The sequence below is a fragment of the Streptomyces sp. NBC_00252 genome, from assembly GCF_036187565.1.
GTDB lineage: Bacteria > Actinomycetota > Actinomycetes > Streptomycetales > Streptomycetaceae > Streptomyces.
The window spans coordinates 5,110,617-5,122,002 of sequence record NZ_CP108087.1 but is presented as its reverse complement, the minus strand read 5'-3'; the positions used below and the strand labels follow the sequence as shown (position 1 = coordinate 5,122,002).

General features: G+C 70.1%; 13 protein-coding genes. 3 read left to right on the top strand and 10 right to left on the bottom strand.

The window, feature by feature from the left end:
• The first annotated feature begins 8 nt into the window (after positions 1–8).
• Entirely contained in the window at positions 9–1,484 is a 1,476-nt protein-coding gene (locus tag OHT77_RS22420) for an MFS transporter (protein ID WP_328830302.1), read from the top strand.
• A 112-nt stretch (positions 1,485–1,596) separates the two neighbouring features.
• On the top strand, positions 1,597–2,391 hold the full coding sequence (locus OHT77_RS22415) for a TetR/AcrR family transcriptional regulator (protein WP_328830301.1): 795 nt from the start codon (positions 1,597–1,599) through the stop codon (positions 2,389–2,391).
• A gap of 64 nt (positions 2,392–2,455) precedes the next feature.
• Here OHT77_RS22415 and OHT77_RS22410 read toward each other — a convergent pair whose 3' ends face one another.
• The 4 genes from OHT77_RS22410 to OHT77_RS22395 all read right to left on the bottom strand — a co-directional run bounded on the left by OHT77_RS22410 (position 2,456) and on the right by OHT77_RS22395 (position 6,985).
• On the bottom strand, positions 2,456–2,923 hold the full coding sequence (locus OHT77_RS22410; protein WP_328830300.1) for a PPOX class F420-dependent oxidoreductase: 468 nt from the start codon (positions 2,921–2,923) through the stop codon (positions 2,456–2,458).
• Between the two features lie 48 nt (positions 2,924–2,971).
• Positions 2,972–3,793: a YceI family protein gene (locus OHT77_RS22405; RefSeq protein WP_328830299.1), complete on the bottom strand. Its 822-nt coding sequence runs from the start codon at positions 3,791–3,793 to the stop codon at positions 2,972–2,974.
• Between the two features lie 102 nt (positions 3,794–3,895).
• Positions 3,896–6,439, bottom strand: a complete 2,544-nt coding sequence (locus OHT77_RS22400) for an MFS transporter (protein WP_328830298.1) — start codon at positions 6,437–6,439, stop codon at positions 3,896–3,898.
• 21 nt (positions 6,440–6,460) lie between these two features.
• Entirely contained in the window at positions 6,461–6,985 is a 525-nt protein-coding gene (locus tag OHT77_RS22395; RefSeq protein WP_328830297.1) for a MarR family winged helix-turn-helix transcriptional regulator, read from the bottom strand.
• 198 nt (positions 6,986–7,183) lie between these two features.
• Here OHT77_RS22395 and OHT77_RS22390 point away from each other — a divergent pair, with 198 nt between their 5' ends.
• Positions 7,184–7,387 (top strand): hypothetical protein, encoded by a 204-nt coding sequence (locus tag OHT77_RS22390; RefSeq protein ID WP_266770592.1) that lies wholly within the window; start codon positions 7,184–7,186, stop codon positions 7,385–7,387.
• A gap of 60 nt (positions 7,388–7,447) precedes the next feature.
• Here the strand turns inward: OHT77_RS22390 and OHT77_RS22385 are convergent, their stop codons facing one another.
• The 6 genes from OHT77_RS22385 to OHT77_RS22360 all read right to left on the bottom strand — a co-directional run bounded on the left by OHT77_RS22385 (position 7,448) and on the right by OHT77_RS22360 (position 11,376).
• Positions 7,448–7,891 (bottom strand): GNAT family N-acetyltransferase, encoded by a 444-nt coding sequence (locus tag OHT77_RS22385; protein ID WP_328830296.1) that lies wholly within the window; start codon positions 7,889–7,891, stop codon positions 7,448–7,450.
• 22 nt (positions 7,892–7,913) lie between these two features.
• Positions 7,914–8,630 (bottom strand): hypothetical protein, encoded by a 717-nt coding sequence (locus OHT77_RS22380; protein WP_328830295.1) that lies wholly within the window; start codon positions 8,628–8,630, stop codon positions 7,914–7,916.
• Between the two features lie 50 nt (positions 8,631–8,680).
• On the bottom strand, positions 8,681–9,571 hold the full coding sequence (locus OHT77_RS22375; RefSeq protein ID WP_328830294.1) for an RNA polymerase sigma factor SigF: 891 nt from the start codon (positions 9,569–9,571) through the stop codon (positions 8,681–8,683).
• Between the two features lie 286 nt (positions 9,572–9,857).
• Positions 9,858–10,706, bottom strand: a complete 849-nt coding sequence (locus OHT77_RS22370) for an RNA polymerase sigma factor SigF (protein WP_328830293.1) — start codon at positions 10,704–10,706, stop codon at positions 9,858–9,860.
• 174 nt (positions 10,707–10,880) lie between these two features.
• A complete protein-coding gene (locus OHT77_RS22365) occupies positions 10,881–11,174 on the bottom strand; it encodes a Dabb family protein (RefSeq protein ID WP_328830292.1) in 294 nt (97 codons plus the stop codon).
• A 25-nt stretch (positions 11,175–11,199) separates the two neighbouring features.
• On the bottom strand, positions 11,200–11,376 hold the full coding sequence (locus tag OHT77_RS22360; RefSeq protein ID WP_043685720.1) for a hypothetical protein: 177 nt from the start codon (positions 11,374–11,376) through the stop codon (positions 11,200–11,202).
• Positions 11,377–11,386: the final 10 nt, after the last annotated feature.

The following is an 11,386-nucleotide window of genomic DNA, read 5'->3' as shown; positions in this document are numbered from 1 at the left end:
TGTACAGCATGCCGAACTCCCCAGGCCCCCAAGCCCTCCAGGGCCACCCCCAGCGCTGGATCGTCCTCGGGGTCATCTGTCTGGCCCAGCTCACCGTGCTGCTCGACAACACCGTGCTGAACGTGGCGATCCCCTCGCTCACCCGCGAACTCGACGCGAGCACCGCGGACATCCAGTGGATGATCAACGCGTACTCGCTGGTGCAGTCGGGGTTGCTCCTGACGGCGGGCAGCGCGGCCGACCGGTACGGCCGCAAGAAGATGCTGATCGCGGGGCTGGTGCTGTTCGGCGCGGGCTCGCTGATCGCCGGACTCGCCCAGTCCACCGGGCAGTTGATCGCCGCGCGGGCCGGGATGGGGGTCGGCGGGGCGCTGCTCATCACGACCACCCTCGCCGTGGTGATGCAGATCTTCGCCCCCGAGGAACAGCCACGCGCGATCGGCATCTGGGCCGCGGTCAACGCCCTCGGCTTCGCGACCGGCCCGCTCCTCGGCGGCTTCATGCTGAACCACTTCTGGTGGGGCGCGATCTTCCTGATCAACCTGCCGGTCGCGGCGCTGGCGCTGACAGCGGCGGTGGTACTGGTCCCCGAGTCCAAGAACCCGCGCGGCGACCGCCCCGACCTCCTGGGCGCCCTGCTCTCCACGGTCGGCATGGCGGCGCTGGTCTACGCGATCATCTCCGGCCCTGCGCACGGCTGGACGTCGGGCCGGGTGCTGCTGACGGCGGCGGTGGCGGTGGTCGTCCTCGGTGCCTTCGCGTACTGGGAGAACCGCGTCCCGTACCCCATGCTCGACCTCGACTTCTTCCGCGACCGCCGTTTCACGGGCGCGGTCACCGGCGTGGTGCTGATCACTTTCGGCATGGCCGGCTCGCTGTTCCTGCTCACCCAGCACCTCCAATTCGTCCTGGGCTACGGCCCGTTGGAGGCGGGTGTGCGGACGGCGCCGCTCGCCCTTGCGATCGTCGCGCTCAACTTCTCGGGGCTGGCGGCGAAGTGGACGGCGCGGCTCGGCGCTCCGCTCGCCATCGGGCTGGGCATGGTGCTGATGTCGGCGGGGCTGGTGTCGATCGCGGTGCTCGCGGCGGGGGGTTACGCGGGGACGCTGTTGGGGCTGGTGCTGATCGGGGCGGGGGCCGCGTTGGCGAATCCGGCGATGGCTCACGCGATCATGAGTGCGATTCCTCCGGAGAAGGCGGGGGTGGGGGCCGGGGTCAACGGCACGTTGGGGGAGTTCGGGAACGGGTTGGGGGTCGCGGTGTTGGGGGCGGTGCTGAGTTCCCGGTTCGCGGCGGTGTCACTGCCGGTGGGGTTGGCGGCGGCGACCTCGGCGGCCGAACGGCAGCGGGTGACCGACTCCTTCTCCGCCGGGCTGGAGGTGAGTCAACTGGTCGGGGCCGGCGCAGTGTTGACCGGGGGGTTGCTTGCGGCGGCGTTGTTGTGGCGGGCGGAGCGGGCAGACTCGGAATTGGTGGCCGCTTAGGAGCTCGGGTGGCTGGTCGCGCCCACGCGGCGGTAGCCGCACAGGTCACAGCCCCGTGTCCCTGAGGGGGCGCCTACAGTGGCCGGGATGGAGAGATCGAGGAAGGTGCGGCATGGCCAAGACAACCCCGTCGTCCGGGCGTTCCGAGCGCACCAGCGTCTGGCTGAACCGCAAGGCACCTCGAACCGGGCGGGGCGGAGGACAACCGGGGCTCGATCGCACACGGATCACCGAGGTCACCGTAAGACTGCTGGATGCCGAAGGGCTGGCCAAGTTCTCCATGCGGAGGCTGGCGGCCGAGCTGAACGTGACGGCGATGTCGGTCTACTGGTACGTGGACAGCAAGGACGACCTCCTCGAACTCGCCCTCGACGCCGTCTTCGGGGAGCTGCGGCTGCCCGAACCGGAGGCCGAGGATGAGGACTGGCGCGAGCAACTGCGCATGCTGGCAACGGAGTACCGGGCCCTGCTCGTACGGCACGCGTGGCTGTCGCCGCTGGCCGGGACGTTCCTGAACATCGGCCCGAACTCGTTGTCGTTCTCCCGCGTGGTCCAGCGCGTGGTCCGCCGCACCGGCCTGCCGGACCAGGGGCTGACCGGGGCGATCGTGGCGGTCTTCCAGTTCGTGTACGGCTACGGCACGATCGAGGGCCACTTCTTCGCCCGCGTCGCCGACACGGGCATGACCCCCGACGACTACTTCCGCCACGCCATGACCACGGTCACCGAGGCCCCCACCGCCGCCGAGGTCCTCGCCGAGTCCCGACAGCTCATGGCGGCCCGGGGCGGCGACACGGTCGCGGAGATGATGGACCGCGACTTCACCTTCGCCCTGGACCTGCTGGTGGCGGGGATCGAGGCGATGGTGAAGCGGGACGGCGGTCACGATTCGGGGCCGCAGCAGTAACCAGCCCGTTGGGGTCTGGGGGCGGAGCCCCCAGCACCACCTCAGCCCCCGACGGCCCGCACGATCAGCTGTCGGCGAGCCGCGCCGGAAAGCCGCCGGTCGCCACCGGCCCCCATCGCTCAGGAGTGACCCGCACGATCGACTTACCCTGCTTCAGCATCGCCGCGCGGTACTCGTCCCAGTCCGGATGCTCCCCGGAGATGTTCCGGAAGTACTCGACGAGGGGTTCCACGGAGTCGGGTGAGTCGATGACCTCGGCGGTGCCGTCGATCTGGACCCACGGCCCGTTCCACTCGTCGCTCAGGACGATCAGGCTGACCCGCGGATCACGCTTCGCGTTACGGGTCTTGGCCCGCTCGGGGTACGTGGAGACGACGATCCGCCCGGAGTCGTCGACCCCGCAGGTCAGCGGCGACCCCTGCGGGCTGCCGTCCGCCCGCCGGGTCAGCAGGATCGCCCGGTGCCGGGGCCGTACGAAGTCCAGCAGCTCGTCCAGGGACACGGAGGTGTTGCTCGCGATGTTCGGTGCCATACGGATCAGCCTAGGCGCAGCGGGCCCCGGGACGCCTGCTCCGTCCGGTCACGCCTGCGGCAACGACTCCCCCTGCACCGCCTGGACGTCCAGCTCGACCTTGAGCGTCGTACCGATCGCCGCGATCCCCGCCTGGACGACCTGGTTGTAGTTCATCGCGAAGTCCTCCCGGTGCAGCTCGGTGGTCGCCCGGAACGCGGCGCGCGTGCCGCCCCACGGGTCGGCCCCGGTGCCGAGGTAGGCGAGGTCGAGGGCGACCGGCCGTACGACACCGTGAAGGGTCAGCTCGCCGGAGACCGTCCAGCGGTCGGAACCGGCCGGGGCGAGACCCGTGGAGCGGTAGGTGATCTCCGGGAAGCGCGCCACGTCCAGGAAGTCCGCCGAGCGCAGGTGGTCGTCGCGCATGCCGTTGCCGGTGTCGATGGACGCGGCCCGGATGACCGCCTCCACGCGGGACTTGGCGATGTCGTCCGGCGCGATCTCGACGGTGGCGGCGAAGTCGGTGAACCGCCCCCGCACGCTGGAGATCCCCAGGTGCTGCGCGACCGCGCCGACCGTGGAGTGCGCGGGGTCGACGGTCCACGGCCCGGGCGGCGGCAGCTCCGTACCGCCCTGCCGGGCCAGCGTCACCGTGCCGACCTCGGCCCGCCCGCTCGCGGTGACGATCGCGGTGGCGGCGGCGGGCGCGTACCCGACGGCCGTCACGATCACGGTGTACGGCCCGGGCGCCAGCGGGTTCACGTCCCGCACGGCCCCTTCCACGTCGGCCTCGGCCCGCAGCACCTGCGCCCCGGTCATGTCGGTCACCGTCACGACCGCGTGCGACACGGCCCATCCGTCCCGGGTACGGATCTTCGCGGTCAGTCCCATGTCCCTCTAACTCCTTGCCGTACAGCCGAGATTCGGCGGAAATAAGACCGGCCCGCGGAACACGCCCCTGCGTGGGGCGAGTTCCGCAGGCCGGGGTGTCATCTACTCGCCGGGGTGCGCGAGTTCGATGTCGTGGTCGTCGGCCCCGCGGCCGTTGACCGTGAGGGCGGTCGCGACCGGCGGGTAGCCCGTCGCGATCACCGTGTAGTCGCCGCCGCTCAGGTCGGTGAAGGCGTACGCGCCGTCCGTCCCGGTGGTGGCGGTGCCGACCACGTTGCCCGCCGCGTCCACGAGGGTGACGCGGGCGTCGGCCAGGGGGCCGTGCGGGGCGCGGACGACGCCCTGGACCTGGGCGCCGGAGTCGAGGTCGATCTCGACCCGGGTGACGCCGGTGCCGCCGACCTCGACGGGCAGGGCGCGCGGCCGGTACCCGTCGGCGTTCACCGCGACGGTCACGGCACCCGGCACCAGCTCGGCGAAGACGAACTCGCCCTGCTCACCGGTGGTTCCGGTGGAGAGCAGGTCACCGCGCACATCGGTCACGATGACCATCGCGTCCTTGACGGGCAGGCCCGTCTCGGCGGCCCGGACGAGTCCGTTGAGGCCGCTGGTGCCGCTCAGGAGCACGTCGTAGGAGACCGGCTCGTGGCCGTTGACGACGACCGTGGACGCCTGCGGCTGGAAACCGTCGGCGGAGGCGATCAGGACGTACGAGCCGACGCTCGGCGCGTCCAGCGCGTAGGAGCCGTCCGCCTGCGTGACCGAGCGGCCCAACTGGCGTCCCGCGAGGGAGATCAGGGTGACGGCGGCCTGCGGGACGGGCGCGCTCTCGGCGCCGCGGATGTGGCCCCGGACGGGGATCCCGCCGGAGGCGGTGTCGGACAGGGGACCGGAGGCGGATGCGGTCACGGGTGCGGTCTCCTCCCCCACCACCGTTGCCACGGTGGCGAGTCGCTCGGTTCCTTCGGTGCTGGCGGCCCAGCTGGGGACCTTCTCCTCGGCCGGCGCGGCGAACTCGCCCGCGTCCAGCACGCCCACGGCCTCCTCGGCCGCCTGGGCGAGACCGCCGGAGGTCCGCAGCGGGACCTCCTTGATGAACATCACGACGATGAAGGCGATCAGCGCGAAGGGAGCGGCGTAGAGGAAGACGTCGGCGATGCCGTGGCCGTAGGCGCTCTCCAGCCAGGTGCGGACCGAGCTCGGCAGGGCGTCCATGTCGGGCAGCGCGGTGCTGCCGACGGCCTTGGCGGCGGCGGCCTGCGACTGCGGGTCCAGGGAGGCGACGGTGTCCTTGGCGTAGTGCGTGATCCGGCCGGACATGACCGAACCGAGCACGCCGACACCCACCGCACCACCGAGCGAGCGGAAGAAGCTCACCGTGGAGGAGGCGGCGCCGAGGTCCTTCGGGGTCACCTGGTTCTGCGTGGAGAGGACCAGGTTCTGCATCATCGTGCCGACGCCGATGCCCAGCATGGCCATGTAGATGGACAGTTCCCAGTACGGGGTGTCGTACCGCATCAGACCGAGCAGGCCGAGACCCGCGGTGAGGAAGAGACCGCCGGCGACCAGCCAGCCCTTCCAGCGGCCGGTCTTGGTGATGAAGCGGCCGGAGACCATCGACGCGACGAACAGCCCGCCGATCATCGGGATCGTCATGACCCCGGACATCGTCGGGGACTTGTCGCGGGCCAGCTGGAAGTACTGCGAGAAGAAGACCGTGCCCGAGTACATGCCCACGCCGACGAACAGCGAGGCCAGGGAGGCCAGCGACACCGTGCGGTTGCGGAACAGGCGCAGCGGGATGATCGGCTCGCTCGCCCGCGTCTCGGTGAACACGAACAGCAGCGCCAGCACGAGCGTGCCGCCCACCATCGCGTACGTCTGCCACGACAGCCACTCGTACTTGTCGTCGGCGAAGGTCACCCAGACCAGCAGCAGCGAGGCCGCCGCGGTGATGAAGAAGGCGCCGGTCCAGTCGACCTTGACCTTCCGCTTGGCGACCGGGAGGTTCAGCGTCTTCTGCAGCACGACCAGCGCGATCAGCGCGAAGGGGATACCGACGAAGAGGCAGTAGCGCCAGCCGAGCCACGAGGTGTCGGTGATCACACCGCCGAGCAGCGGACCGCCGACGGTCGCGACGGCGAAGGTGGCGCCGGTGTAGCCGGAGTACCGGCCGCGCTCGCGGGGGGCGATCATCGCGGCCATCACGACCTGGACGAGGGCGGAGAGACCGCCCGCGCCGAGGCCCTGGATGACACGGGCGCCGATCAGCATCGCCGGGTTCTGCGCGAGGCCGGCGACGACCGAGCCGATGATGTAGATGACCAGGGATATCTGGACCAGGGCCTTCTTGCTGACCAGGTCGGCCATCTTGCCCCACAGCGGCACCGAGGCCGTCATGGAGAGCAGGGCCGCGGTGACGACCCAGGTGTAGGCCTCCTGGCCGCCGCCCAGACTGCCGATGATGGTCGGCAGGGCGTTGGTGACGATCGTCGACGAGATGATCGCGGCGAACAGTCCGAGCAGCAGCCCGGAGAGCGCCTCCATGATCTGCCGGTGTGTCATCGGCGCGCCGTCGGGGGCCGCGGGGGATCCCCCTCCGTGCTTGGCGTGAGCCCGCACACCGGCTGGTGTGGTCGTTGCCATGGGCTTCCTTTTCTTCCGTGCTTATGCGGGTGTACGGGTGGTGCGTTCGAGTTCGTGGTGGGGGGAGTGGGGGGTGTCGGCCACGACGGGAGGGCGGGTCGGCGGGGGCTGTGCGGTACGGCAGTCGCCGAAGCTGGCCCGCAGCCGGGCCATCAGCTGGATCAGCTGGCCGACCTCCTCGTCGCTCCAGTCGTTCAGCCGGTCGGCGAGCAGCTGGGCGGTCCGCCGGGACAGTTCGTCCACCTGGGTCCGGCCGTCGGGGGTGAGGCGCAGGATGCGGGAGCGCTTGTCGGCGGGGTCGGGGGACCGTTCGATCCAGCCCCGGTCGACGACGTGCGCGACATGGCGGCTGGTCACGGACATGTCGACGGAGAGCAGCTCCGCGAGCTTGCTCATGCGCATGTCGCCGTACCGGTCGAGCAGGGTCAGTACGGCCGCGGAGCCGGCGGGACAGTCGGACGGCATAATCCGCCCCAACTCCCTGCGTACGGCGCCGAAGGCACTGAACTGACGCATCAGCTCCTCGTACTGCGTCCGCTCGGCCATCACACCTCCCAGGTTCAGTTGCTTAGGGCAACCATAAGAGCGTAAGAGAGGTTGGTTGCTACAGGCAAATAAAACGGGTGGGTGTGGCATAAAAAGTTGGCAAAGGCAAGCATTTCTGAACGTAAACCCGCAGGTGGCAAAGGCTGTCCGAGGCCCCGCACTTGGGTGTCACCCCGGGATTCGCTAGTGTCTCGGCCCATGGCAAACACCCAGGGCCCCGAGGGCAACTACGACCCCGCCGGCAGCACCCAGATGTTCCGTGCCTTCGTCGACGAGACTCCACAGGGCAGCCGCCAGCAGGCCGCGCCCACCGCCTCGGCCGGACCCCGCGTCGGCCTGATCGTCGGCGTCGTCGTCGCCGTGCTCGTCGTGGCGGCGGTGGCCTACCTGGCCTTCATGTAACACCGGACGCTTTACCCGGGCGGGGCGGTCTGCCGCTCTGTTCAGCCCGGGTGCGGTGGTCTACCGGGTCGGCTCCACCGGGAACCGGTAGACCGTCGACTCGCGCACCCGGAAACCGAGGCGCTCGTACAGGCGGTTCGCCGCGGTGCGGTCGGGGCGCGAGGTGAGATCCACGGTCCGGGCGCCTGCGGCCCGGGCGGTGCGCAGGGCTTCGTCGAGGAGCAGGGCGGCGATGCCCCGTCCCCGGGCGGCGCTGTCGACGACGACGTCCTCGACGCGCCCGCGCAGCCCGGACGGCACCGGAGACATCACCAGCGTGAGCGTGCCGACGATCGCGCCCTCGGCCCGTGCGATCAGCACGGTGTTCGTCGCGCAGGACACCAGCCGTTCGACCGCCGCCCGGTCCAGATGCGCGGCCGTCGACGACAACTGCGGCAGCAACCGGCCGAAGGCGCCCACGAGTTCCTCGGTCGCCTCGCGTGCGACCTCCACCTGAACGTCCATGGCGCGGAGCCTATCGACCGCGCTACTGCCAGGTGACCGAGACGTCCCGTGTCTCGATGTGCATCCCCAGCGGCACCCGCCACGCGTCCACGCACACCGTCCAGGTGCCGTTCTTGCGTGTGTTCGCCGCGATGGGGGCGGGGAGTTGCTCGGTGGTCCTGATCGTCACCCAGTCGATTCCCAGGGACCCGATGATGTGCGTCCCCAGTGTCACCGTGCCCGAACGCACCGCCGTGCCGCCGGAGTTGTGGAAGGCCAGGGTCACGTCCTCGCACCAGCGTTTGTCCGTGGCCTTGCGGGTGGGGGCGGCCCAGGCGAGGGCGGCGGGGGTGGGGGGAGCCGGCGCGCGGGAATCCGTCGTAGGGGCGGGAGTTGGGGCTGAGGAGCGTGAAGTCGCCTTGCCGTCGCCCGATGTGGCGGCCGGGGGTGACGAGGGTCCTGGGAGTGACGAGGACCCCGGGGGCGACGAGGCCCCCGGGGCGGACGTCGGCGCCGGTGCCGTCCCCGGGCGGCTTGAAGTGCCGCTTGCCGTGGGGGACTTCGGGGTGCCGTCGCCGTCCAGTGGGACCAGGGTGACGCTGCCGGTCGGGCGGGCCGCCGTGGCCGATGGGCGGGGTGGGCCGACCGCCACATAGCCGTCGCCGGTGCTTCCGCAGGCGGTCAGCGTCGCGCAGACGACGGCCGCCGACGCGCCCAGCAGGGCGCCTCGGCGGCCAGTTGTCCATGTCGAACGAAGCATCGCGCCATGGTGGCTGACGCTCCGTCAAATAGGAACCCTCGGTGCCGGGTTCAGTCGGAGATGAGGCCCTCGCGCAGGGTGGACAGGGTGCGCGTGAGGAGCCGGGAGACGTGCATCTGGGAGATGCCGACCTCCTCGCCGATCTGCGACTGGGTCATGTTGGCGAAGAAGCGCAGCATGATGATCCGGCGCTCACGGGGCGGCAGCTTGGCGAGCAGCGGCTTCAGCGACTCGCGGTACTCCACGCCTTCCAGGGCCGTGTCCTCGTAGCCGAGGCGGTCCGCCAGGGAGCCCTCGCCGCCGTCGTCCTCGGGGGCCGGGGAGTCGAGCGAGGACGCGGTGTACGCGTTGCCGACCGCGAGGCCGTCGACGACGTCCTCCTCGGACACGCCCAGTACCGCGGCGAGTTCGGGGACGGTCGGCGACCGGTCCAGCTTCTGGGAGAGCTCGTCGCTGGCCTTCGTGAGGGCCAGCCGCAGCTCCTGGAGGCGGCGCGGGACGCGCACCGACCACGACGTGTCGCGGAAGAAGCGCTTGATCTCGCCCACGACGGTCGGCATCGCGAACGTCGGGAACTCCACCCCGCGTTCGCAGTCGAACCGGTCGATCGCCTTGATCAGGCCGATGGTGCCGACCTGGACGATGTCCTCCATCGGCTCGTTGCGGGAGCGGAAGCGCGCGGCGGCGTACCGGACCAGCGGGAGGTTCAGCTCGATGAGGGTGTCCCGGACGTAACCACGCTCGGGGCTGTGCTCGTCGAGTGCGGCGAGCCGCAGGAAGAGGGAGCGGGACAGGGTGCGGGTGTCGATGGCTCCCGTGGTCGGGAGGGCCGGGGCCGGTACGGCGGGTACGGCCTCCAGGACCGTAACGGCGTCGAGTGCGGGCTCAGCCTCGCTCTTGGTGAGCGTGAGCACCTTCGAGCTGCCCTGGTCTGCGGACATGCCACCCCCTTTGGGTCGCGGGACGGTCGCGGCGATCGCCCCCGTCTGGGGAGCGGTGCCTTCACCTGAATACCGGAGCCGGGGCCACGGCAAACGCGCTTCCCGCAGAATGTCACATGTCGGCAACACGCTGTAGTGACATGTCGACATGTCTGTGACGAATCAGCCCTGGAAAACAGGGGTCTGACGGTTTTTCAGCGCAGAACTGTCGGAAAATGCGCGCCTGGGCGATTCGTTCGTACCGGTGACAGCTCGCTCGGGTTTTCGAACGCGTCCCGAAGTGGCGTCATGCCTCGATGCGGTTGGCGGAGCGGAGCCGCTGGAAGCTGCGCGCGAGGAGCCGGGAGACGTGCATCTGGGAGACGCCGAGCTCCGCGCTGATCTGTGACTGGGTGAGGTTGCTGTAGTAGCGCAGCAGGAGGATCCGCTGTTCCCGCTCGGGGAGTTGGACCAAGAGGTGGCGGACCAGGTCGCGGTGTTCCACGCCGTCCAGGGCCGGGTCCTCGTAGCCGAGCCGGTCGAGCAGCCCGGGCAGTCCGTCGCCCTCCTGGGCGGCTTCGAGCGAGGTCGCGTGGTAAGAGCGTCCTGCCTCGATGCAGGACAGCACCTCGTCCTCGCCGATGCGCAGCCGCTCGGCGATCTCGGCGGTGGTGGGGGTGCGCCCGAAGGCGGTCGTCAGGTCCTCGGTCGCGGCGTTGACCTGCACCCACAACTCGTGGAGCCGGCGCGGGACATGGACCGTGCGGACGTTGTCGCGGAAGTACCGCTTGATCTCGCCGACGACGGTCGGCATCGCGAACGTCGGGAATTGCACGCCCCGGTCCGGGTCGAAGCGGTCGATGGCGTTGATCAGACCGATGGTGCCGACCTGGACGACGTCCTCCATCGGCTCGTTGCGGGAGCGGAAGCGGGCGGCCGCGTAGCGCACGAGCGGGAGATTCGCCTCGATGAGCGCTCCGCGCACGCGGTTGTGCTCCGGCGTACCCGGCTGGAGCCCCTTGAGCTGACCGAAGAGCACCTGGGTGAGGGCCCGGGTGTCGGCGCCGCGGCTGCGGGGCGGAGCGGTCGGCGCCGGGGGCTGGGCGGGCGCCTCCTCCTGGGGTGGCGCTGTACTGGCCGACACGGTCAACGCCACACCTCTTCAATAGGTCAACTCATCCGTCAAAAGCGGTCATAGCATCACAAGACATGTGCACTGTGTGCAAGCACCGCCTAATACCGTGTTATGCCGTGTTGCGCAACAAAAGCCCCCTGCCGTGACGGCAAGGGGCTGTGTGGAGGTGGCGCGTTGAGGGCTTCCGGGGTGCGCTCAGAACTCGTAGTCGGCGATGACCCAGGTGGCGAACTCGCGCCACAGCGCGACGCCCGCCTGGTGCGCGGGGTGCTCGATGTACCGCTTCAGGGCGTCGGGGTCGTCGACCGCCGAGTTGATGGCGAAGTCGTGGGCGATGGGGCGGTCGCTGATGTTCCAGCCCAGTTCCCAGAAGCGCAGGTCGTCGATCAGATCGCCGAGCGGGCGGAAGGCCTCGACCCCCGCCACCACCCTCGGGTCGTCGCGCTCGACACCCTCATTGAGCTTGAAGAGGACGAGGTGGCGGATCATCTGCGCGCTCCTGGTGGGTAGTTGACTACTTCGCCCCGTCGGCCAGCCAGGTCATGAAGTCGCCGATGGCCTTCGCGGCGTCCGATATGCCCTCGAAGCCTATCTGGACGTAGTCGGCGGCCTTGGACGGGTCCGTGATGATCACGTACAGCGCGAAGACCACGAGCAAATAGACGGCGATCTTCTTCGCGTTCACCGCCATCGCGGCCTCC